We start from the raw sequence: 24,234 nt of genomic DNA, 5'->3' as shown, positions 1-24,234 counted from the left end.
CCACCCCGGCCATCGACCTCCGAGGCGAACGCGGGTCAGTGCGGACGTGTAGCCGACCCTTCGCGGGAGGCGGAGGATTCGCTGGACGCCGTCGAACCCTCGGGAGCCGTGGCGCGCTGGGCAGCGGCCTGGAGATTCTCGGGGTCGAGGGCGCTGGCAACGAATTCACGGCCCCGATGGGTCACATCGCGGGCGTAACGCAAGCCCTGGTCGCGAACCTCGTCGGCCCACGGACCGACGGTCTCGTCCTCGCGGCGCGTGCGCGGCAGGAGCGCGCCGATGAGAAGGCCGGCGGCGAGGCCGACGACGCCGACGAGGAGCGGATTCTCCGTGACGAAATCCTCGACCGCCGAGCGGCCGTCGCGGAAACGCTCGGTCCCCCGGTCCGTGAGGTCGCCGATGCGGCGGCGGCCGGTGTCGCGGGCGTCCGAAGCCCAGTCCCGGGCATCGCCGTAGGCTCCGGAGGCCCGGTCGCGCAGATCCTGAGCCGTGTCGCTGACCCGTGCGCGTACGTCCCCGGCGATCCCGGCGGCGCGGTTGGTCAGGTCGTCTGCGGTTTCCAGGGCGGCGTCGCGCAGGTCACCGGCTCGGGACTGCAGGTCGCCGGAGCGAAGGTCGTCGACACCCGACGCGGACGGACGATCGTCGAAGTGGCCGCGGGGCATACCGGCCTTGAGAGCGATGTCGTCGGGCAGGGAGCGGGATTCGTCGCCGGGCTTGGGGGAATGGGTCATGGCAGGTTCCTCGTAGGGGTTGGCCGCGTCGGCGGCCCGGATCGGATTCAGATCTGGGTTTCCTGGCCGAGATCCTTGACGGGATGGCGCGTCGGCAGGTCGGGATCGTAGACCCGGTCGGCACCGGTCTGGACGACGGGGAGGCCGTCATCGGCCTGGCGCACCCGGCGTCGGGCCACAACGGCGGAGGCCGCGTCGGACGACATCCGGTGGAGTAGCCAACCCACGCCGGCGGCGATGAGCAGGACCGGCACGGGGTTGCGGCGCACGGCGTCGAGGGCGCCGTCGTAGACCCCGCTCAGGGGCGTGCGGCGCGCGTTGCCGAGCATCTCGTCGACGATGCTCGACACCGAGAGCCGTTCCTGGATCTGGTCGATGGTCTGGTCGAGGCGGGCGCGGCTCGCCTCGATGTCCTTCTCCAGTTCGTTCAACGATCCGCTCATCCGGAGACCCTTTCAGACAACGCACGGGCATCCTGCCGGACCTGACGCGAGGTCCGCACGGGAGCGAGGGTCGAGAGCGACATGGCGTTTCGGCCGACGAGGGCGAGGACCACCGCGACGACGAGGAGCACGCCGCCGACGATGAGCGCGGCCAGCGCTTCCGAATGCACCACCGTGGCGAGCCATTTCACCAGGGCGTCCACGAGGACGAACAGGGCGACGACGCCGAACACGGCGGCACCGACGAGGAGCCCGAGCCCGACGAAGAGCGAGCGCACGTTGCTCGTCATCTCGTTGCGGAAGAGGGCGATTTCCTTGCGGGCGAGTTCATTGGTCTCGCGCAGGGCGTCGCCGATGAGGCCCTGGATGCTGGAATTGGGTCCGTTCGACATGCGCGCCGCCTCAGACGCCGTGATCGCGCTGAAGCCCGGGGGCGGGCACGTCGCGGAGGGTTCCGCCACGAAGCGAGCCGTCCCGGATCGGCGCATCGCGTAAATCGAGGTCGCGATCGAGATCACGCACCGCCGACACGCTCGACGACTTGATGAAGCGCGCCACCACGAAGCCGGTCACGAAGGTGGCGACCGCGACGGCCACGGGTGCGCGACGGGCCAGCGCCTCGGCGTCCTCGTAGAATTCCGAGAAGCTCTTGTTCTCGATCTGCGTGCCGAGGTGCTCGAGGCCCTCCGCCGCGCTGTCGAAGAAGGCACGGATGTTGGGACGGTCCTCGAAGGTCTTGCTCGAATCCCGCACGGTCCGGGCGAGGTCGTTGACCGACTGGGCGGCGTCGCCCTTGCGGCGCTCGACATACTCTTCCGCGTGTCCGCGCGCGGCGGACACGAAGCCGCGGCCGCGCTCCACCGCCACGTCGGCGATCCCCTCGACATCGCCGCGCAGGGCCTTCCAATCCGCCGTCTCGCGCGTCGCGGCGGACTCGGCGCCGAGCGGTCCTGTGGCGGGCGATCCTGTGGCGGGCGATCCTGTGGCGGGCGATCCTGTGGGTTGATTGATGGTCACGGTATTACTCCTCGGCGCTGATCGATGCGCTGTTGCCGCAGTTCAACAGCGTGTGCGGAGACAGGGTTCCGAACGGCCGCGGCGGGCGTGTCAGTCCGTGTTCAGCTCGATTCGCCTAGGTTAGGGAAAGCTTGGCCGGAGGGCATGACAGTGGCGATAGTTCCGAACGTGGGAGTGGGGGGTCGACCGGTCTGGCCTAAGCCGGCCGGCTTGCGTATTTTGCCGTGAGGCCGGGTTGAGTGCCCCTTGACCGCACCAGTCTTAACGCGCTTGGCTGCGAGCAACGGATCGCGCTCGGCTTCCGCGCGTTCACCCACTGTATCAGTCTGAGCGCGCGCGATTCCCGCGCAGCGCCCTGAGGACCGGAGCCGGCTTCGTGGCACGTCTCGTCATCGTATCGAACCGCGTTGCAGTCCCCGAGGATGGGGGCAAGGCCGTGGCGGCCGGTGGTCTCGCCGTTGCCGTCAAGGAGGCCTTCACGGCCTATGAAGGTCTCTGGTTCGGCTGGAGCGGCAACGTCGTCGAGAATCCCTCGACGGAGCCGACTCTGATCGACCGGGGGCGGGTGCAATACGCCGTCGTCGATCTCTCGCCCCAGGATCACCGGGAATATTACAGCGGGTTCGCCAACCGCGCCCTGTGGCCGATCATGCATTACCGGCTCGGCCTCGGCGCCTTCTCCCGATCGGACTATGCCGGCTACCAGCGCGTCAACCGGATCTTCGCCCGGGCGCTCGCCGACCTGATCCAGCCCGACGACATCATCTGGGTGCACGATTACCACCTGCTGCCGCTCGCCTCCGAGCTGCGCGGCCTCGGCATCGCCAACCCCATCGGGTATTTCCACCACATCCCGTGGCCGGCGGCGGACGTGTTCAACACCCTGCCGGCGAGCAACGACCTCCTGCGCGGCATCGCCGATTACGACCTCATCGGCCTGCAGACAGACCCCGACGTCCACAACCTCACCCGCAACCTCATCGACGAGCTGCGCGCCATTCCCCTCGGCGGCGGCTCGCTGATGGTGGACGGACGCCGGACCCGCATCCGCAGCTTCCCCATCGGCATCGATGTGGCGGGCTTCAAGGAAGCGGCGGAGAATGCCGGCGCCAACCGCACCGTGCGCGAGACCATGGCGGGCCTGCGCACCCGCAAGCTCCTCATCGGCGTCGACCGCCTCGATTATTCCAAGGGCGTGCCCGAGCGCATGGAGGCGGTGGAGCGCTTCTTCGCCTCGAACCCGGACCAGCGCGGCAACGTCGTCTACATCCAGATCACGCCGAAATCGCGCACGGAGGTCCCCGAGTACGAGGATCTCAGCCGCGAGGTGAACGAGACCGTCGGCGAGATCAACGGGGCGCTCGGCGAACCGAACTGGACCCCGATCCAGTACGTCACCAAGGCCTATCCGAGGCCGGTGCTCGCCGGTCTCTACCGCGCCGCCCGCGTCGGTCTCGTCACGCCGATGCGCGATGGCATGAACCTCGTCGCCAAGGAGTACGTGGTCGCCCAGTCCGACGAGGATCCGGGTGTGCTGGTCCTGTCGAAGTTCGCCGGCGCCGCGCGGCAGCTGCCGGAAGCGCTGCTCGTCAATCCCTACGACCGGTTCGAGGTGGCCGAGGCCATCCGTACGGCCCTCTACATGCCACGTGGCGAACGCCTGGAGCGGTGGAAGCCGATGGTCGAGCGCATGACGCGCGAGGACGTCGACTGGTGGGCGCGCAACTTCATGACCGAGCTGGAGAATTTTCGCAGCGTGGAGCGTGAGCCGACCCGCACGGCGGCCGCTGCGGAATAAGCCTTGCAGGCCCCCATGACGAGCGGCTGCCGCTCGTCTGGCTCTCCCTATCCCGGACGTTTCTGTGACTGACAGCATGATCGGCCTCGACGACGGCGTGCCTGCGCCGCTCGGGGCCCACTTCGACGGCCGCGGCGTCAACTTCGCGCTGTTCTCCCAGAATGCCACCGCCGTGGACCTGTGCCTGTTCGAGCCGGGCGAGCGGCTCGAGACGCGTCGTATCCGGCTCCCCTGCCGCACGGACGATGTCTGGCACGGGCACCTGCGCGGGGTGTTTCCCGGGCAGCTCTACGGCTACCGCGTGCATGGACCGTGGGACCCGGCGCGTGGGCACCGGTTCAATCCGGCGAAACTCCTCCTCGACCCCTACGCCCGCGAGATCCAGGGCCGTATTCGCTGGCACGACGCCCTCTACGGCCACCGCCGCGGCCTCCTGCGCGAGGACCAGATCGATCGGCGCGACAGTGCCGCCTACACGCCGCGCGGCGTCGTCACCGCGCCGGAGGTGCCCGACCTCGCCATCCACCCCGTGCGCCGGCCCGTGTCGCAGACGGTGATCTACGAGGCCCACGTCAAGGCGCTGACGCAGCTCCACCCCGACGTTCCCGAGGCCGCGCGCGGCACCTACGCCGCCCTGGCCCATCCGGCGATCATCGAGCACCTGCTGAAGCTCGGCGTCACCGCCGTCGAACTCCTGCCGATCCAGGCCTTCGCCGACGACCGCTTCCTCGTCGACAAGGGGCTGGTGAATTTCTGGGGCTACTCGCCGCTCAACTACTTCGCCCCCGATCCGCGCTATCGCGGGCCGGCCGGGATCGGCGGCCTCAAGGCGGCGATCCGCGAATTGGCCGCGGCCGAGATCGAGGTGTTCCTCGACGTGGTCTACAACCACACGGCCGAGGCCGACCATTCCGGCCCGACCCTGTCGTTCCGCGGCATCGACAACGCGAGCTACTACAAGCTCGACCCGTCCAACCCGCGCCGGGAGATCGACTGCACCGGCTGCGGCAACACCCTCGACCTCGACCATCCCCGGGTGATGCAGCTCACCCTCGATTCCCTGCGCCACTGGGTGACGGCCTACGGCGTCGCCGGCTTCCGCTTCGACCTCGCCACCAGTCTTGGGCGCGTACCGCACGATTTCTCGGCGAAGGCTGCCTTCTTCCAGGCCGTGGCCCAGGATCCGGTCCTCTCGCGGGTCAAGATGATCGCCGAGCCGTGGGACATCGGCCAGGGCGGGTACCAGCTCGGCGCCTATCCGCGCGGCTGGAGCGAGTGGAACGACCAGTTCCGTGACAGCGTGCGCGGGTTCTGGCGCGGCGACCCGGGCGTGCTGTCGAAGGTCACGCAGGGGTTGTCGGGCTCCCGCGAGATCTTTGCCGCCTCCGGCCGCACGCCGCTGGCGAGCATCAACTACGCCGCCTCGCACGACGGTTTCACCCTCGCGGACGTCGTCGCCTACGAGGACAAGCACAACCTCGCCAACGGCGAGGACAACCGCGACGGCCACGGCCACAACCTCACGCGCAATTACGGCGTCGAGGGTCCGAGCGACGATCCCGCGATTCTATCGGTACGCGCCCGCCAGAAGCGCAACATCCTCGCCACGATCTTCCTGGCGCAGGGCGTGCCGATGCTGCTCATGGGCGACGAGCGCTCGCGCAGCCAGAATGGGAACAACAACGCCTACAACCAGGACAACGCCACGAACTGGGTCGATTGGGAGAGCGACCCCGATCCGGCGCTCACGGCCTTCGTCGCGAACCTCACCCGCCTGCGCCGGGAGCAGCCGGCCCTGCGCCGACGCGATTTCCTCACCGGGGGTACCGTCGGTGAGGGCCCGTTGCGCGACGTGCACTGGCTGTCGCCCTGCGGGGCGGAGATGGATGGCGCGGCCTGGGCCGACGACGGCCGCCAGACTTTCGGCATGCAGATCGGCAATGATCTGCCCGATGCCGACCGCCTCCTGCTCCTCGTCAATGCCGCCGAGTCCCCGTGCGATTTCACCCTCGCGCCGATCATCGACGGACCCTGGAGCCTGATGTTCGACACCACACGGGCGACCGGTGCCGTACCCGAAGGGCAGACCCTGTTTCCGGCCGGGGCGCGCGTGCATCTCGAGCCGCGTGCGCTCTATGTCCTGCGGACACGACCGGCGACGTACGGGCGTTAAGGCCACGTCCACTTGGTCGAGGAACCGATCCCGCACCGCACAATTCTCTTGGGGTGGGCGGTTGCCGGAGCGCGGGTCCGCCTTACCTCGAAACGATGGAACCAGAGCGCGGCCCGTAGCCTTTTGAAGGGTCGGCGGCTGCGTCCGCCCGTCGCCCCTCACGTGATCACGAAAGACGAACCGCAATGCGGCGAGCCCATGCGATGGCCTTCGGCGGCGAGGCGGGAAAAGACGGCGTGCGATTCGCCCTCTGGGCCCCCACGGCACAGAGCGTCGCCCTGGTGGTCGATGGGACGGACCACGACATCCCGGATGCCGGCGAGGGTTGGCGACGCGTCACCCTGCCGGGCGTGAAAGCCGGGGCACGCTACGGCTACCGCATCGACGACGATCTCGTGGTGCCCGACCCGGCGTCGCGGTTTCAGCCCGACGACGTGTCCGGCCTGAGCGAGGTGATCGACCCGCGCAGCTTCGACTGGAGCGATTCCGACTGGACCGGACGTCCGTGGGAGGAAACCGTCCTCTACGAACTCCATGTCGGGACGGCGACGCGAGAGGGCACCTACGCGGCCCTCGAAGGCAAGCTCGAGGAGCTGCGCGACCTCGGCGTCACCGCCATCGAACTTCTGCCGCTGGCCGACTTCAAGGGCACCCGCAACTGGGGCTACGACGGCGTGCTGCCCTACGCGCCGGACGGTGCCTATGGCCGCCCCGACGATCTCAAGCGCCTCGTCGACAAGGCGCATTCGCTCGGCCTGATGGTCTTCCTCGACGCGGTCTACAACCACTTCGGGCCGGCCGGGAACTACCTCCACGCCTATGCCAAGACGTTCTTCACGGAGCGGCACCAGACGCCGTGGGGTGCGGGCATCAACTTCGACGGCGAGACCAGCGGCCGGACGGTGCGGGACTTCTTCATCGAGAATTCCCTGTACTGGCTCGAAGAGTACCACTTCGATGGCCTGCGCTTCGACGCGGTGCACGCCATCCTCGACGATTCCGAGAAACACTTCATCGGTGAGCTCGCCGAGACCATCCGGGCGCGTCTGCCCGGCCGCCACATCCATCTGGTGCTGGAGAACGAGGCCAATCAGGCCAAGTGGCTGGAGCGCAAGGACGACGGCCAGCCCGTCCAGCACACGGCGCAATGGGCCGACGACCTGCACCATTGCTGGCACGTGCTGCTGACGGGCGAAGAGGCCGGCTACTACGAGAGTTTCGCGGACAAACCCGTCGCGCATCTCGCCCGCTGCCTGTCGGAGGGCTTCGCCTACCAGGGCGAGCCGTTCCCGACCCTCGACAACCACCCGCGCGGCGAACCCTCGGCGCATCTGCCGCCGTCGGCCTTCGTCACCTTCCTGCAGAACCACGATCAGGTCGGCAACCGGGCCCTCGGCGAGCGCCTGAGCGCGCTCTCGGACCCGGCCAAGCTGGCCCTCGCCCGCGCCGGCCTGCTGCTCAGCCCGCAGATACCGATGCTGTGGATGGGCGAGGAGTGGTCGGCGACGGCGCCGTTCCTGTTCTTCGTCGATTTCGCGCCGGACGAGGAGTTGAACAAGGCCGTCCGCGAGGGCCGGCGGCGCGAGTTCAAGAGCTTCGCGGCGTTCGCGGACGACACCTCGGTGATTCCCGATCCGACGGAGGAGAAGACCTTCACGGATTCGCGGATCGACTGGTCGGAGATCGAGCGTGCGCCGCATCGCGGGGTCTGGGCCGACACCCGCAACCTGCTGCAGATCCGGCATCAGACCGTCGTGCCGCTCACCAAGACCGCCTATCGGGGAGCAACGGCTTCCCTGCCGCGTCCGGACGCCGTGGAGTGCACGTGGCGCTACGACGGCGGCTGGCTTCGCTTCGTTGCCAACTTCGGCGACGCGCCGCTCCAGACGGCGCGCGGCGGCGGCCAGATCGTCTGGTGCAACGGCGCCGACGTCGTCACCGGGCAGACCATCGAACTCCCGTCTTGGACGGGCATCTTCCTGACGGGTGTGAACTGATGAGCCGCGACCTCGAACGCCTCGCCGATCTCCTCGGCGTCGCCCCCGGCTACACCGACGCCTTCGGGCAGCCCGTCGAGACGAGCCTGGAGACCCGGGCCGGCATGATCGCCGCCCTCGGCTTCCCGGTGGGCACCGATGCCGAGATCGCCGGGAGTCTCGCGGAAGTGATGGCGGTCCGCGAGGGCCTGGTTCCGTCGCTCCTGCCGGTCGAGGCCCGACGGGCCACGCGGGTACCCCTGCGGGCGTCGTCGGCCGGCACCCTGGCGTGGCGCCTCGTCGACGAGCGCGGCCATGTCCGCGAGGGCCGCGTCGCGGTTTCGGCCTCAGGTGACGCCGGCTTCGAGCTTCCCCCGCTCACGCCCGGTTACCACCGTTTGACCGCGACCCTCGGCGAGCACCGCGCCGAGTCCTGGGTCATCGCCGCGCCGCAGCGCTGCTGGCGTCCGCGCGCCTATGCGGACGAGGGTGCGCGCGATTGGGGGCTCGCGGCCCAGCTCTACGGCCTGCGCTCGCCGGACAACCTCGGCATCGGCTCCTACGCGGATGCCGGGCGGGCCGCCCGCGACGCCGGCCTGCGCGGCGCGTCGTTCCTCGGCCTCAGCCCGGTCCACGCCCTGTTCGCCACCGACCGCACCAAGATATCGCCTTATTCGCCGTCCTCGCGCCTGTTCCTCGAGACCCTGTTCATCGAGCCCGGTGTCCTGCCGGGCTTCGTCGGCTCGAAGGCGGCCGCCCTCCTCGATTCCATGTCCGCGCGCGTCGAGGCCCTGCGCGAATCGAAGCTCGTCGACCACGCCGGTATCTGGGGCGTGCTCTCGCCGGTGCTCCGCGCCTTGTGGCAGGAATCCGCCGTCCGCGACGGCACCGATGCGCGCTTTGCCGCCTTCCGCACCGCCGGGGGGGCCGATCTCGAAGCCCACGGCACGTTCGAGGCGCTGGCCGAACATTTCCAGGGCCAGGGCGCCCAATGGCTCGGCGATTGGCCGGAAGAGTTCCAGCGCAACGGCACCGAGGCCGTGCGGGCCTTCGCGGTCGAGCACGCCGAGGCCGTGACCTATCACGTGTGGCTCCAGTACCTCGCCGACCGGCAGCTCGAAGAGGCATCCGAGATCGCGCTGGGCACCGGCATGCGTCTCGGCCTCTACCGCGACCTCGCCGTGGGCGCCGATCGCGGCGGGTCCGAGATCTGGTCCCACCCCGAGCGCTTCGCCAACGGCGTCTCCATCGGCGCCCCGCCCGACCTGCTCGCCCCGAAGGGCCAGGATTGGGGCCTCCCGGCCTTCCATCCGCTGGAACTGGAGCGGGACGGGCTCGCCGCCTTCCGGGCGCTGGTCCAGGCGAACATGCGCCACGCCGGTGCCATCCGCATCGACCACGCGTTCCAGCTCGCCCGCCTGTTCCTGATCCCGCTGGGCGCCACGGCCCAGGCCGGCGCCTACGTGGCGATGCCGTTCGAGCCGATGCTGGCCGTGCTGCGCCTCGAGAGCCACCGGGCGAAGTGCCTCGTCATCGCCGAGGATCTCGGCACGGCACCCGAGGGCTTCTCCGATGCCCTGATGCAGGCCGGAATCCTGAGCTACCGCATCCTCGCCTTCGAGCGCGAGCAGGGCGCCCGCTTCAAGCCGCCGGCCGCCTATCCGCGCGAGGCGCTGACGGCCATCACCACCCACGACCTGCCGACCTTCCTCGGCTGGTGGCGCGGCGTCGACACCGACACCCGCCAGGCGCTCGGCCTCTACGATTCCGAGCGCGCCGACGCCGAGCGGCGCGAGCGCGTTGACGAGCGCACCCGCCTCACCGAGGCGTTGGCCGCCGAGCAGTTGCTGCCGAGCTACGATCCGCCGGAAGCCGCGCCCTTGGAGGCCGCCGCGCGCTACCTCGCCCGCGCGCCGTCGATGCTGACCGCCGTGCAGTACGAGGACGTGGTCTCCGAACTGTCTCAGGCCAACGTGCCGGGCTCGACGGAGGGCTACCCGAACTGGCGGCGCAAGCTCGACCGGACCCTCGAGGCCATCGCGGCCCCGGGCGGGCCGCTGGCCAAGCTCGCCGCCTCCCTGGCGGCCGAGGAACGCGGGCCGCGCTCGGGTGCCGCGCGCCTCGCCTCGGCCCCGCCGCGCGCCACCTATCGCCTGCAGTTCCACAAGGACTTCACCTTCGCGGACGCGGAAAAGATCGTTCCGTACCTGGCGAAGCTCGGCATCAGCCACGTCTACGCCTCGCCGATCCAGAAGGCACGGCCGGGCTCGACCCACGGCTACGACATCGTCGATCACGCCACCATCAACCCGGAGCTCGGCGGGGAAGAAGGCTTCGTGCGCTTCTCCGAGACCCTGCACGCGGCCGGACTGAAGCTGCTCCTCGACATCGTTCCGAACCACATGGGCGTCGGCGGGGCCGACAATCCGTGGTGGCTCTCGGTGCTCGAATGGGGCGGCCTGTCGCCCCACGCGGACGCGTTCGACATCGACTGGTCGCGCCTCGGCGCGAACAACAAGCTCGTGGTGCCGTTCCTCGGCGACCGCTACGGCGAGGCCCTGGAGAAGGGTACGCTCGAACTCAAGTTCGACCCGCAGAAAGGCGCCTTTAGCGTCTGGCACTACGAGCACGAATTCCCGATCTGCCCGCAGCAATATCCGACCATCCTCAACCGCTCGCTGGCGGCGCTGGGCGACATCGAGGACGCTGCGGCCCTCGAAGTGCTGGGGATCTCCGAACGCCTGCGCCTCATGGGCGAGGAGACCAATGCGGAACGCCGCATGGCTTTCCCGGCCGAGGCCGAGGACCTGAAGGAGCGCCTCGTCGAAGCGGTGGCGGCGTCGCCCGCCATCGCGGAGGCCATCGGGCGGACCCTTCGCCTGTTGAACGGCGCCAAGGGCCATCCCGACAGCTTCGGGCCCTTGCACCGCCTGCTGGAACAGCAATCCTACCGGCTCGCCCATTGGCGGGTGGCGGCGAGCGACATCAACTATCGCCGGTTCTTCGACGTGAACGGGCTCGCGGGCCTGCGCGTTGAGAAGTCGGATGTGTTCCAGCGCTCGCACGAGACGGTGTTCCGCCATATCCGCGAAGGCCGCATCGACGGGCTGCGCATCGACCACATCGACGGTCTGGCCGATCCGCAGGGCTACGCCCGCGCCCTGCAGGCCGCCGTCGGCCCCGGCTTCTACGTCGTCGTGGAGAAGATTCTGGAGCCCGGCGAGCGCCTGCGGCCATGGCCCGTCGCCGGCACCACCGGCTACGACGTGCTGAACCAGCTCGACGGCATCCTGGTCGACAGGAGCAAGCAAGCGGCGATCCGCGATCTCTACGAGGCGCGTACGCATTTCGACGAGGCCTACAAGTTCCAGCTGCGGGCCGCCAAGGCCGAGATCCTCGAGATCAGCTTCGCTTCGGAACTCGAGGTGATGACCTCCGACCTCAAGGCCGTGGCGGATGCCGACCGACGCACCCGCGACTTTTCGGTGAACGCCATCCGTCGGGCGCTCATCGAGATCATCGCGCGTTTCCCCACCTATCGCAGCTATCTGCCGGGTGACCTCGACGAGAGCGACGTCGAGGACGAGGATGTCCGCCTCATCGAGAACGCGGTGAAGAAGGCCAAGCGCTGGAGCGCCCTGCCGGACCGCTCCGTGCACGACTTCGCCGCCGACGCCATGCTGGGCCGCATCGACGTCACCGGACCAGGCCGCCCCGATCCGGCGGTGATCCTGCGCTTCCGCCGCCGCTTCCAGCAGCTCACCGGCCCGGTCATGGCGAAGAGCCTGGAGGACACGCTGTTCTACCGCTTCTCCGAATTGCTGGCGCTGAACGAGGTCGGCGGCGATCCGGGCGAGTACGGCATCGACGCGGAGCATTTCCACGCCCTCCAGGCGGCCCGGGCCCGCGACTGGCCCAACGCCATGATCGCGACGGCGACGCACGACACCAAGCGGGGCGAGGACGCCCGCTCGCGCCTGCTCGCCCTCTCGGAGATGCCCGGGGACTGGGCCGAGGCCTGGACCACGTGGCGGGAATTGGCCGGGCCGCACCTCACCACCATCGACGGCGAGGCGGTGCCGGATGCCAACGACCAGTGGATGTTCTTCCAGGCGATCCTGGGCGCGTGGCCGCTGGAATTGCTTGACGACGACGAGCCCGCGGCCATTGAGGATTTCCGCACGCGCCTCGACGCCTATTCCGAAAAAGCCCTGCGCGAGGCGAAGCGCCGGTCGAGCTGGGTCAACGTCGACGAATCCTACGAGGGCGCCGTCCACGCCCTCTTCGCCAAGCTCGTGGTCCTGGGGTCGGAGTTCCTGGCGCGGATGCGGCCCTTCGCCAAGCGTCTGGCGCATCTCGGCATGATCGCGGGCCTCGGCCGCACGGTGCTGAAGGCGACCCTGCCGGGCCTGCCCGACACCTACCAGGGCACGGAGTTCTGGGACTTCTCGTTCGTCGATCCCGACAATCGTCGCCCGGTGGACTATCCGGCGCTGGCCCGGTCCCTCGAACAGGGTGGCGACGTCGCCGACCTCCTGGCGCATTGGAGCGACGGACGGGTGAAGCAGGCGACCCTCGCCCGATTGCTCGCCGACCGCACCGAGCGGCCGGCCTTCTACGCCGAGGCGGACTATCAGGCCGTGGTGCCGACCGGCGGGCGCGCCGCCCATGTCATCGCGTTCACACGTTCGGATGCGACGAGTGGCACGGGCGACCTTCTGGTGGCCGTGCCGCGCCTCGTTTCCGACCTCGTCGGGGATGCGGTGTGGAGCGGGGCGGGGTTCGCTGGAACATACCTGCCGGTGATGGCTGAAAGTGCCTGGATCGACCTCGTCACCGGGGAGACCGCCGAGGCGACGGACGGACGAATCGAACTCGACCGCCTGTTCGCGCGTCTGCCCTACGCGGTCCTGAAGCGGACGGCTTAAACGCCTTTCACAACCCTCCCCCCTGCGGGGGAGGGTTCCTGCGGAGCAGGCGGGAGAGGGGACGCCCCCTCCGGACACCGCGCTCCCCTCTCCCGACCCGCTTCGCGGGCCACCCTCTCCCGCAGAGGGGAGAGGGAAGGCGCCAGACACCAAACCCCAATGGAGCACGCATGAACGCACCGAGCCCCGCAACGCGTACCGCCCCGCGGACCGACGCCGGCGTGGTGACGCTCCCGCAGAGCCTCGCACCCCGCGCCGAGGGACCGCGCATCTACAACCTGTTCCCGCTCCTCGTCGGACGGGTCTCGGCCTGGACCGCCGAACTGCCGCGCATCGCCGGCCTCGGGTTCGACTGGGTGTACCTCAACCCGTTCCACCAGACCGGCGGCTCGCGCAGCCTCTACGCGGTGGCCGACACCGACCGCCTCGACGAGCGCTTCCGCGACCAGGACGGCACCTCCGACGACGAGCAGATCCGCCGGTTCTGCGCCGCAGCCCGCGCTCAGGGCCTTTCGGTGATGACCGACCTCGTGGTCAACCACACCGCCCGGGACGGCGCGCTCGCCCGCGACCGGCCCGACCTGTTCCTGCGCGACGCCGACGGCGAGATCGAGAGCCCCTACGCCGTCGATCCCGACGATCCGAGCAAGCGCACGGTCTGGGGCGATCTCGCCGAGCTCGATTATCACACGGAAAAAAGCCGCACGGAGCTGACCGCCCTGTGGTCTGGCTACGTCAACCGCCTGCAGGATCTCGGTGTCGCCGGCTTCCGCTGCGACGCCGCCTACAAGGTGCCGGCCCCCGTGTGGCGCGACCTGATCGGGGCCGCCAAGGCGGTGGAGCCCGGGTGCCTGTTCGCCGCCGAGACCCTCGGCTGCACCTTCGAGGAGGCGCAGGCGACGGCGGGCGCCGGGTTCGACTACCTGTTCAACAGCTTCGCCTGGTGGGACCTCCGGGCTCCCTGGGCCCTGGAACAGTACGACCGCCTGCGCGTCGTCGCCCCTTCCATCGCGTTCCCCGAGAACCACGACATGGCCCGCCTCGCGGCGGATCTCGACGGCGATGCCGAGGCCGTCGCCCGCCACCTCAAGGCCCGCTACGCGCTCGCGGCCTTCTTCTCGGCCGGCGTGCTCATGCCCATCGGGTACGAGTGGGGCTACGCCAAGAGCCTGCACGTGGTCGAGACCACCCCCGAGGCCCGTGAATCCAGCACCGGCATCGATATCTCTGCCTATGTCACCGCCATCAACGCCCTGCGGGCCGAGCTCTCGGCCGCCAACGTCGAGGGGGCGCAGGCGCGGATCTCGGCCCCCGACGCGGATTTCGTCGCCCTCCTGCGCTTCGACACCGGCCACGGCGCCTCGGCCCGCAACGCCGTGCTGGTGCTGCACAATCCCGGCGCGACGCCCGTGACGCTGGACGCCGCCCCCCTCGTCGCCCGCACGGGCGGGATGCTCGGTGCCTTCACCGACCGCACGCCGGACGTCGCCCCCATCGCGTTCACGCCCGGCATCAGCATCGACCTGCAGCCCGGCGAAGTCCGCATCCTGAGCGCCACCCGCGACACGGTCGCGAAGGATCCGCCGCTCACCACGCCGACGGGCGAGGGCCGCGTCGTGATCGAGGCGGTGTCGCCCGAGATCGACGGCGGCCGCTCGGCGGTCAAGCGCGTGGTCGGCGAGAGCGTCCACGTCACCGCAGACATCTTCAGCGACGGCCACGAGATCATCGACGCCGAGATCCTGTCCCGCGTCGTCGGCGAGGAGATCTGGGCCTCCGACCCGATGGCGTTCATCGAGAACGACCGCTGGGGCGGGCACTTTCCCCTGGAGCGCAACGGCCGCTACGAGTTCACCATCCGGGCGTGGCGCGACGCCTTCTCGTCCTGGATGCGCGACACCCTGAAGAAGCGCGACGCTGGGGTCGACGTCCAGCTGGAGACCGTCGAGGGCATCGCCTTCGTGGTCGACGCCACCGACGAGGCCGACGGCGCCGATCGCGAACGCCTGAAGGCGCTGGCCACCGCCTTGGACGCCGAGACCACGGGCTCGGCGGCCCAGCTCGACCTCATGCTGGCGCCGGAGAACGCCCGCCTCGTCCGCCGCTACGCACCGCGGGTGAACCTGTCGCGCTATCCCGTCAACGTGCCCGTCATCGCCGACCGCCTCGCAGCCCGGTTCTCGGCCTGGTACGAGATCTTCCCGCGCTCGCAGTCCATGGACGTCAGCCGCCACGGCACCTTCGACGACGTGATCGCTCGCCTGCCCGAGATCCGCGAACTCGGCTTCGACGTGCTGTACTTCACCCCGATCCACCCCATCGGCAAGACCAACCGCAAGGGCAAGAACAACACCCTCAAGGCGCTGGAAGGCGATGTCGGCTCGGTCTACGCCGTCGGCTCGGAGGCGGGCGGGCACGAGGCGGTGCATCCCGACCTCGGCACCCTCGAAGATTTCCGCCGGCTGGTGGCGGCGAGCCACGCCTACGGCATGGAGATCGCCCTCGACTTCGCCATCCAGTGCTCGCCCGATCACCCCTGGATCAAGGACCACCCCGAGTGGTTCGAGTGGCGCCCCGACGGCACGCTCAAGTTCGCCGAGAATCCGCCGAAGAAGTACGAGGACATCTCCAACGTCCACTTCTATGGCGGTGCCCTGCCGTCCCTGTGGATCGAGCTGCGCGACATCGTGCTCGGCTGGGCCGCCCTGGGTGCCCGCATCTTTCGCGTCGACAATCCGCACACCAAGCCGATCCCGTTCTGGGAGTGGATGATCGGGGAGGTGAACGGCCGCTACCCGGACGTGATCTTCCTCGCCGAGGCCTTCACCCGGCCCAAGATGATGAAGAAGCTCGCCAAGGCCGGCTACCAGCAGAGCTACACCTACTTCACCTGGCGCGACACCAAGGCCGACCTCATCGCGTACTCCACCGAGCTCGCCGGCGAGATGGGCGAGTATTACCGGCCGAACTTCTTCGCCAACACGCCAGACATCAACCCGATCTACCTGCAGACCAGCGGTCGGGCCGGATTCGTGGTGCGCGCCACCCTCGCCGCGACGCTGTCGAGCGTCTGGGGCATCTACAACGGCTTCGAACTCTGCGAGGCCGCGCCCTATCCCGGCAAGGAAGAGTATCTCAACTCCGAAAAGTACGAGCTGAAGGCCTGGGACTACGACCGGCCCGGCAACATCCGTGAGCACATCGTCAAGCTCAACCGCATCCGCCAGGACAACCCGGCCCTGTGGGATTTCCGCAATGTGGTGTTCACGGGCGCCTACAACGACGAGATCATCGCCTACGCCAAGACGACGCCCGAGGGCGACAACTGCATCTTCACCATGGTCAACCTCGACCCGAAGAACCGCCAGGAATGCACCTACGAGGTGCCGCTCTGGCTTCTCGGCCAACCCGACGACGGCGCCGTCGAGGTCGAGGACCTGTTGCTGGGCTACACGTTCGAACTGCGGGGCAAATCCCACCGCATCGCCTTCGATCCGGCCGAGCGTTCGGCCATCGTCTGGCGCCTTCGGGCCCCGCGCCGGGTTGCGCCTTGAACGCACCCATGTCAGCAGAAACCCCGGCGATCGGACCCGATCGTCGCGGTGTCGCCTCAGTGTCGGCGCCTATCCCTCCGACGGACGCCGCACCCGGCGATCCCCGTACGGGCCCCGGTGCGCACACTCCGACCACGCCCTTGAACTCGATGCATGAGGCAACGACGCGATGATCGATCGCAGCGATCCGCAATGGTACCGTGACGCCATCATCTATCAGATCCACGTCAAGTCGTTCTTCGACTCGAACAACGATGGGATCGGCGATTTCGAGGGCCTGACGCAGAAGCTCGACTACGTCCGCGACCTCGGGGTCACGGCGATCTGGCTGATGCCGTTCTATCCGTCGCCCCTGCGCGACGATGGCTACGACATCGGCGACTACCGTGAGGTCAACGCCTCCTACGGGACCATGGAGGAGTTCCGGAAGTTCGTGGAGGCCGCGCACGAGCGCGGCCTGCGCGTCATCACCGAGCTCGTCATCAACCACACCAGCGACCAGCACCCCTGGTTCCAGCGCGCCCGCGAAGCGCCGGCCGGGTCGCCGGAACGCGACTTCTACGTCTGGTCGGACACCGACACGCCGTATTCCGACACGCGCATCATCTTCCTCGACACCGAGACGTCGAACTGGACCTGGGACCCCGTCGCCAAGCAGTATTTCTGGCACCGGTTCTACAGCCACCAGCCGGATCTCAACTTCGACAACCCGGTCGTGCTGGAGGCCGTCATCGAGGTGATGCGCTACTGGCTCGACATGGGTGTCGACGGTCTGCGCCTCGACGCGATCCCCTACCTCATCGAGCGCGACGGCACGAACTGCGAGAACCTGCCCGAGACCCACACGGTCATCAAGGCGATCCGCGCCGCCCTCGACGCGAGCTATCCCGACCGGATGCTGCTGGCGGAAGCCAACCAGTGGCCGGAGGAGACGGCGCAGTATTTCGGCGACGGCGACGAATGCCACATGGCGTTCCACTTCCCCCTGATGCCGCGCATGTACATGGCCATCGCCCGGGAAGACCGGCACCCGATCACCGACATCATGCGCCAGACCCCGGAGATCCCCGAGGGTTGCCAGTGGGCCATCTTCCTGCGCAACCACGACGAACTCACCCTCGAAATGGTGACGGCGGAAGAGCGCGACTACCTGTGGTCGTTCTACGCCGCCGAGCGCCGCGCCCGCATCAACCTCGGCATCCGCCGTCGCCTCGCGCCGCTCCTCGAGAACGACCGGCGCAAGATCGAACTCATGAAGTCCCTCGTCCTGTCGATGCCGGGCACGCCGGTGCTCTATTACGGCGACGAGATCGGCATGGGCGACAACATCTATCTCGGCGACCGCGACGGGGTGCGCACCCCGATGCAGTGGTCGCCCGACCGCAACGGCGGCTTCTCGCGGGCCAATCCGGCGAAGCTGTTCCTGCCCTCCGTGCAGGACCCGATCTACGGGTTCGACGCCATCAACGTCGAGGCGCAGACCCAGTCGCAGACCAGTCTGCTGAACTGGACCCGGCGCATGATCGCCATCCGCAACAACTCCGTCGCCCTCGGGCGCGGCGGCATGCAGTTCCTGTATCCGTCGAACCGCAAGGTGCTGGCCTGGATCCGCGAGTTCGAGGGCGAGCGCGTTCTGTGCGTCGCCAACCTGTCGCGGGCCCCGCAGGCGGTGCAGCTCGACCTGTCGGAACTGCGCAACGCCGTGCCCATCGAGCTTACCGGCGGCTCGGAATTCCCGGCCATCGGCGAGCTGCCCTACCTGCTGACGCTACCGAGCTACGGCTTCTACTGGTTCTCCCTGAGTGCCGCCAACACCGGCAGCATCGGCCCGCAGCCGGAGACGCCGGAACTGTTCACCCTCGTGCTCACCGGCGGCATCGACACCCTGATGGCGGGCCGCGAGCGCACCGCCTTCGAGCGCACCGTGGCGCCGCGCTTCATCGCCACCCGGCGCTGGTTCGGCGCCAAGGGCTCGCGCATCAAGTCCGTGCAGGTCATCGACAGCGTCGCCCTCAAGGACGACACCGGCGAGGCGCGCTTCCTCCTGCCGCGCGTGGCGGTCCACCTCGCCAACGGCGAGCGGCAGGATTACTTCGTGCCCGTGGCCGTCGACGAGGGCCGCGAGGACGAGACCCTGATGCCGTTCGCCGTGGCCCGCGTCCGGCGCGGTCCGCGCACGGGCCTGCTGTTCGGAGCCTCCGCCTCGCCGGCCTTCGCCGTCGCCATGGTGGAAGGCATGCGGGAAGGCCGCGAACTGCCCACCGAGACGGGCAAGCTCGTGTTCTCGACCACCTCCGCCTTCGACCCGGCGATCACCTTCGAGGCCGGGGAGGTGCGCAACCTCAGCGCCGAGCAGAGCAACACCTCCATCGCCATCGGCTCCAAGATGATGCTGAAGCTGCTCCGGCGGCTCCAGACCGGCGTGCATCCCGAGATCGAGGTCGGGCGCTTCCTCACGGAGACGGCACATTTCTCCAACACGCCGGCGCTGCTGGGCGTGGTCGAGCATGTCGATCCCGACGGCGTCCGCACCGCCATCGCCGTTCTGCAGAAGTTCGTGCCGAACCAGGGCGATGCCTGGACCCTCATGCTCGAGGGCCTGCGCCGCGACTTCGACACGGTGGTGCTCGCCCCCGAGAGCGAGGCGCCGACGCCGGACGAGGCCTTCGAATCCCACCTGCGCTGGGCGGTCCTGCTCGGCCGGCGCACGGCCGAGATGCACAACGCCTTCGCGGTGGAGACGGACGACCCGGCCTTCGCGGCCGAGCCGTTCGAGCATGCCGACCTGCAGGCGCTCGGCGAAGACACCCGCCGTCAGGCCGAGCGCGCCTTCCGGGGCCTCGACGCCCTGGCGGGACGGGCGGCCAACGTGGCGAGCACGGAACTCGCCGGCCGCCGCCGCGAGGTCGAGGACGCCATCGAGGCGCTCACGGCCCGGGCACCCGTCGGCGCGATGAAGACCCGCATCCACGGCGATTACCACCTCGGCCAGGTCCTGGCCGCGGAGGACGACCTCATCATCGTCGACTTCGAGGGCGAGCCCTCGCGGCCGGCCGACGAACGCCGCCTCAAGTCGACGCCCCTGCGCGACGTCGCTGGGATGATGCGCTCGTTCGCCTACGGCGCCGAGACCGTCACCCGCGAGATCGCCGTGCGCTTCGCCGATTCCGAGGAGCGGGCGCGCCGGGCCTCCATCGCCTGGCGCGGCATGATCGATGCAGCCTTCCTCGACGGCTACCGGGAGGCCGTCTCGGTCAGCCGCGCCGCCGTGACGGACGCGGAGACGGAGAGCCGGCTGCTCAAGCTCTGCCTCCTGACCAAGGCCCTCTACGAGGTCGATTACGAGGCCAACAACCGTCCCGACTGGATCGAAATCCCCGCACGTGGGGTTCTGACCATTCTGGACGACATCAAGAAAGGCGTTTGAATGACGGGCATCGACGAGACGTTCGCGGGCCGCACCGGGCACGCATCGGCAACCTCGGGGGCCGCGAACGTAACGCCTGTTGCCACGGGCACGCGGGCGCCTGAAACGCGTGGCGTGCACCCCGACGCGGTCGCCGCCATCATGTCGGCGAACCACGGCGACCCGTTCTCGGTGCTCGGCCCCCACGAGGTCGGGCCTGGTACCTGGGAGGTTCGGGCCGTGCTGCCCGAGGCGAAGGGCGCCACCCTGCTGACAGCGGGCCAGCGCATTCCGTTCGAGCGCAAGCATCCGGACGGTTTCTTCGTCGCCCGGGTCGAATCCCAGGGCCGCCCGCTCTACGAACTCGCCGTCGAGGACTGGGACGGCACCGAGCGCACCCGCCACGACCCCTACGGCTTCGGCTCGTCCCTGGAGCAGCACGACATCGACGCCCTGCGCGAGGTCGGCAGCAACGTCACCTACCGCATCCTCGGAGCTCAGGCGCGCGACGTCGACGGCATCCAGGGCTTCCGCTTCGCCGTATGGGCCCCCAACGCCCGCCGGGTCAGCGTGGTCGGCGACTTCAACGCCTGGGACGGCCGGCGCCACCCCATGCGCCTCTGGCAGAACGGCGGCGTCTGGGAGCTGTTCATTCCGGGCCTGAAGGCCGGCGCGCACTACAAGTTCGAGCTGCGCGGCCCCGACGGTACGGTCCTGCCCCTCAAGGCCGATCCCGTCGCCTTCGCGGCGCAGCACCCGCCCGAGACCGCCTCCGTGCTCCAGGGGACCAGCACCCCGACCTGGAGCGACGCGAAGTGGATGGAGACCCGCGGGGTCAAGGACCCGCGCTACGTGCCGATCTCGATCTACGAGGTCCATCTCGGGTCGTGGGCGCGGGTGGCCGAGGAGGGCAACCGCTACCTCACCTACAAGGAGCTCGGCGACCGGCTCATCCCCTACGTCAAGGAAATGGGCTTCACCCACATCGAGATGCTGCCGATCACGGAATTCCCGTTCGACGGCTCGTGGGGCTATCAGCCGGTCTCGCTGTTCGCACCGACGAGCCGGTTCGGCACCCCCGACGACTTCGCCGCCTTCGTCGACGCCGCGCACGCGGCCGGCATCGGCGTGATGCTCGACTGGGTGCCGGGCCACTTTCCCCTCGACGCCCACGGGCTCGGCCAGTTCGACGGCACGCACCTCTACGAGCACGCCGACCCGCGCCAGGGCTTCCACCAGGATTGGGGCACGTACATCTACAATTTCGGCCGAACGGAGGTCTCGACCTTCCTCGCCGCCAACGCCCGGTTCTGGCTCGAACACTACCATCTCGACGGCCTGCGCGTGGATGCCGTCGCGTCGATGCTCTACCTCGACTATTCGCGCCGGCAGGGCGAGTGGATCCCCAACCGCTACGGCGGCAACGAGAACCTCGACGCCATCGACTTCCTGCGCAAGACCAACGAGGCCACCTACAGTCACGCCCCCGGCACCCTGACGGTGGCGGAGGAATCGACCTCGTGGCCGGGCGTCTCGCACCCCACCTACACGGGCGGCCTCGGCTTCGGCTTCAAGTGGAACATGGGGTGGATGCACGACACCCTGAACTTCGTCTCGAAGGAGACGATCCACCGGCGCTACCACCACCACGACCTGACCTTCGGCCTGCTCTACGCCTTCTCGGAGAACTTCATCCTACCCCTGTCCCACGACGAGGTGGTGCACGGCAAAGGCTCGCTGCTCGGCAAGATGACCGGCGACCGCTGGCAGAAATTCGCCAATCTCCGGGCCTATTATGGCTTCATGTGGGGTCACCCCGGCAAGAAGCTGCTCTTCATGGGCTGCGAGTTCGGCCAGGAGAAGGAGTGGAACCACAACCAGTCCCTCGACTGGCACCTCCTCGACGATCCCCATCACCAGGGCGTCAAGGATCTGGTGCGCGACCTCAACCACCTCTACGCCGCCGTGCCGGCCCTCCACACCCGCGACACGGAGGCCGCCGGCTTCCAGTGGTTGGTGGCGGACGACCAGGACAACAGCGTCATCGCCTGGGCCCGCAAGGGCCGCGAGGCCGGCGAGGTCGCCGTGGTGGTCTCGAACTTCACGCCCGTGGTGCGCGAAGGCTACCGCATCGGCGTGCCGGAGGCGGGCTTCTACCGCGAGGCGATCAACTCGGATGCCGAGCGCTACGGCGGCTCCAACGTCGGCAACATGGGCGGGGTCCGGGCCGAGGCAATCCCGAGCCACGGCCAGAGCCACTCCGTCAGCCTGACCATCCCGCCGCTCGCTACGACAATCTTTGTGCGCGAGGATTGAATCGGGTTTCTACGCGGGTTCCATGAAAAGCCGGCGGAGTCCTCGCGACGCCGCCGGCTCTTTAACGCATCCCCATATTGCTATTCATCAGGGCGAAACCGCTTGATTAATTTTTGAGTAAAGCCTTGTGTGTGTATCTTATCCCTATCGAGCAGAAACCCGTTAAGTTCCAATAGTACATCTATGGCCGAATTAAATAATTCTAATGATTTTTCTTTATCCCATAAAACTTCTAGTATTGGATTACAATATTTATCCATGACATTTGAATTGAAATAAGGAGGTTTCTTGGGCTCTATCAATAGCTTTGCCGTCATTAGCAGCTGAAATCTGCAAACCTTTAAATTTCGGTCTATTATCCCGTTATGGAATAGCCGTTCAAGCCGATAGTATGCGGAAGCCGCCGTGTAATATGCAGATAGCTTATGTCCTTCAACGAATATTTCTTTTCCGATTCTTTCGGACAACGTATTGTAACTTCTTACTGTACTATGAGGCTCCTCTAGAAAAACCGAAGCAAACGCCCTGACTACGTTTGTCTGATTAATAATACGCGTCTTCTCCAGTTCTATACTATCATATTGACGAGAACGTCTCTCAAAATGCAATTTCTCATTAAGATCATGGCTATTAAAATAATCTTCGAGGCGACGGGCAAATTCAGTCGAAGCAAAGAATTGATCTTCCTTGACCTCGGTTTGTCGATTTGTTGCCCTTATGATATCTGAAATAACGTCTTCATCTTGCGTCCAAATCAACCGCAATGGAATAAGGACCGTATCATCCAAGGTTTCTTCACTCGCAAATAGTACATGCGTAGTCTGACAACCATTAACAATTTGAAAATCTTCGATAGTAAAAGTTTCTCTAGTATGTTGAAGCCCGCGAGTTATAATTGTTACCCCATTATTCATCAGAACAAATCTGCGCTTACGGTCAGACTGTAATGCCTCATACATTTCATTATTTACTTCATTACCCCCCTGAAAATCCCGAACGTTGTCATAAAATATAGATTTTACTATAGATCCGCCCTCATCTTTAACTATAGACATAAACTGAGTTGCGGGTATGAAGCCTACAAACGCCTCAATGACGCCAGGAATTTCCGGAACATCGCTTCTTTTCGTAAATTCGAATTTTCTCTGCAGTGAATGCTTTGAAAGCCGATACAGCTGACTTATATCACTCGCGCCAATTGGTTGAATATCGACCTCTCGAAAAGCATTAAGTGCCATAAGGTCAGAGCAAAACTTATCTCTACGTGAATTGAGAGCTCCATCGACAGGCCAAGTACCAGTAGTAACATAATACATGAGGCAGCGTGGATTGCCTTTCTTAAATTTAGCACCCTTGTCGTAAATTGCAGTCATCATCAACGCAGCATCGGCAATGAATTGATTACGCGGCTCTTTTGTATCCGGCGTGAAAAACTGAGTTACGCCATATGCAAACGATCCAAGCTTGGACGCATCGAACGACCCTCGATCAGCCTGAACGAATATAAATGTAACATCAAGATAATCTATCTTACTTGCCAGCATCTCGCCGAGTGAGTCTATTTCGGTGACTAATTGTCCGTTTACTATTATACCAATAGCATCTATCCCGAGATCATTTCCTCCCCCAGAAACAATATCTGTTGGATTAAAACTCTCTGAGTAATTTCTTTTTACAGTAAGATATGCAGACATTATTTCAAATTGCTTGCTTTGATCGAAGTTTTCAATCTCAAATTCCTTAGAGAACTCGCGAATAAGAGATTTTGTCACCAAATCCATGAAATATATTCCTCCGATACCATAATATAGGTGGCAGGATGCTCTCGTAGGATTTTGTTTTCAAGATAGCAGGCCTGAAAGAAAAAACGCCGCCCCGCGAACGGGACG

The 24,234-nt window shown here is 66.8% G+C and carries 12 protein-coding genes; 7 read left to right on the top strand and 5 right to left on the bottom strand.

Going from position 1 to position 24,234, the window contains the following annotated elements; all coding sequences use genetic code 11:
* Positions 1-35: 35 nt before the first annotated feature.
* From ASG60_RS21405 to ASG60_RS21390, 4 genes are read right to left on the bottom strand one after another with little or no spacing between them, the layout of a single operon-like run.
* Positions 36-734, bottom strand: a complete 699-nt coding sequence (locus tag ASG60_RS21405; RefSeq protein ID WP_082531863.1) for a hypothetical protein — start codon at positions 732-734, stop codon at positions 36-38.
* A gap of 47 nt (positions 735-781) precedes the next feature.
* Complete coding sequence (locus ASG60_RS21400; RefSeq protein WP_056174760.1) at positions 782-1,177, bottom strand: DUF3618 domain-containing protein; 396 nt, start codon at positions 1,175-1,177, stop codon at positions 782-784.
* Positions 1,174-1,569 (bottom strand): phage holin family protein, encoded by a 396-nt coding sequence (locus ASG60_RS21395; RefSeq protein ID WP_056174762.1) that lies wholly within the window; start codon positions 1,567-1,569, stop codon positions 1,174-1,176. The genes ASG60_RS21400 and ASG60_RS21395 overlap by 4 nt, the downstream gene beginning before the upstream one ends.
* 10 nt (positions 1,570-1,579) lie before the next feature.
* Positions 1,580-2,194 carry a hypothetical protein gene (locus tag ASG60_RS21390; protein WP_244476740.1) on the bottom strand — a complete coding sequence of 205 codons (615 nt, stop codon included), beginning with the start codon at positions 2,192-2,194 and terminating at the stop codon, positions 1,580-1,582.
* Between the two features lie 376 nt (positions 2,195-2,570).
* On the opposite strand from ASG60_RS21390, the gene ASG60_RS21385 reads away from it, so the two are divergent.
* The 7 genes from ASG60_RS21385 (at position 2,571) to glgB (ending at position 22,345) form a co-directional block, all read left to right on the top strand.
* On the top strand, positions 2,571-3,992 hold the full coding sequence (locus tag ASG60_RS21385) for a trehalose-6-phosphate synthase (protein ID WP_056174763.1): 1,422 nt from the start codon (positions 2,571-2,573) through the stop codon (positions 3,990-3,992).
* Positions 3,993-4,068: 76 nt separating this feature from the next.
* Positions 4,069-6,165: a glycogen debranching protein GlgX gene (gene glgX, locus ASG60_RS21380; protein WP_056387816.1), complete on the top strand. Its 2,097-nt coding sequence runs from the start codon at positions 4,069-4,071 to the stop codon at positions 6,163-6,165.
* Between the two features lie 185 nt (positions 6,166-6,350).
* Positions 6,351-8,162 carry a malto-oligosyltrehalose trehalohydrolase gene (treZ, locus tag ASG60_RS21375; RefSeq protein ID WP_056387813.1) on the top strand — a complete coding sequence of 604 codons (1,812 nt, stop codon included), beginning with the start codon at positions 6,351-6,353 and terminating at the stop codon, positions 8,160-8,162.
* Entirely contained in the window at positions 8,162-13,069 is a 4,908-nt protein-coding gene (locus ASG60_RS21370) for a malto-oligosyltrehalose synthase (protein WP_056387810.1), read from the top strand. Before treZ ends, ASG60_RS21370 begins: the two co-directional genes overlap by 1 nt.
* 170 nt (positions 13,070-13,239) lie before the next feature.
* Complete coding sequence (locus tag ASG60_RS21365) at positions 13,240-16,623, top strand: maltotransferase domain-containing protein (protein WP_056387808.1); 3,384 nt, start codon at positions 13,240-13,242, stop codon at positions 16,621-16,623.
* Between the two features lie 169 nt (positions 16,624-16,792).
* Positions 16,793-20,050, top strand: coding sequence for a maltose alpha-D-glucosyltransferase (treS, locus tag ASG60_RS21360; RefSeq protein ID WP_056387804.1), 3,258 nt, complete (start codon positions 16,793-16,795; stop codon positions 20,048-20,050).
* On the top strand, positions 20,051-22,345 hold the full coding sequence (glgB, locus tag ASG60_RS21355; RefSeq protein ID WP_056387801.1) for a 1,4-alpha-glucan branching protein GlgB: 2,295 nt from the start codon (positions 20,051-20,053) through the stop codon (positions 22,343-22,345).
* An 80-nt stretch (positions 22,346-22,425) separates the two neighbouring features.
* Here glgB and ASG60_RS22320 read toward each other — a convergent pair whose 3' ends face one another.
* Complete coding sequence (locus tag ASG60_RS22320; protein ID WP_082531866.1) at positions 22,426-24,126, bottom strand: AIPR family protein; 1,701 nt, start codon at positions 24,124-24,126, stop codon at positions 22,426-22,428.
* Positions 24,127-24,234 lie beyond the last annotated feature (108 nt).

This window comes from Methylobacterium sp. Leaf469, assembly GCF_001424745.1.
Classification (GTDB): domain Bacteria; phylum Pseudomonadota; class Alphaproteobacteria; order Rhizobiales; family Beijerinckiaceae; genus Methylobacterium.
Note: the sequence above shows the minus strand (reverse complement) of the source record. Positions and strands in the feature narration are given on the sequence as shown.

Excerpts from the sequence above, each read along its gene's own strand:
- ASG60_RS21405 (WP_082531863.1), bottom strand. The coding sequence starts at position 734 with ATGACCCATTCCCCCAAGCCCGGCGACGAATCCCGCTCCCTGCCCGAC.
- ASG60_RS21400 (WP_056174760.1), bottom strand. The coding sequence starts at position 1,177 with ATGAGCGGATCGTTGAACGAACTGGAGAAGGACATCGAGGCGAGCCGC.
- ASG60_RS21395 (WP_056174762.1), bottom strand. The coding sequence starts at position 1,569 with ATGTCGAACGGACCCAATTCCAGCATCCAGGGCCTCATCGGCGACGCC.
- glgX (WP_056387816.1), top strand. The coding sequence starts at position 4,069 with ATGATCGGCCTCGACGACGGCGTGCCTGCGCCGCTCGGGGCCCACTTC.
- treZ (WP_056387813.1), top strand. The coding sequence starts at position 6,351 with ATGCGGCGAGCCCATGCGATGGCCTTCGGCGGCGAGGCGGGAAAAGAC.
- ASG60_RS21370 (WP_056387810.1), top strand. The coding sequence starts at position 8,162 with ATGAGCCGCGACCTCGAACGCCTCGCCGATCTCCTCGGCGTCGCCCCC.
- ASG60_RS21365 (WP_056387808.1), top strand. The coding sequence starts at position 13,240 with ATGAACGCACCGAGCCCCGCAACGCGTACCGCCCCGCGGACCGACGCC.
- treS (WP_056387804.1), top strand. The coding sequence starts at position 16,793 with ATGATCGATCGCAGCGATCCGCAATGGTACCGTGACGCCATCATCTAT.
- glgB (WP_056387801.1), top strand. The coding sequence starts at position 20,051 with ATGACGGGCATCGACGAGACGTTCGCGGGCCGCACCGGGCACGCATCG.
- ASG60_RS22320 (WP_082531866.1), bottom strand. The coding sequence starts at position 24,126 with ATGGATTTGGTGACAAAATCTCTTATTCGCGAGTTCTCTAAGGAATTT.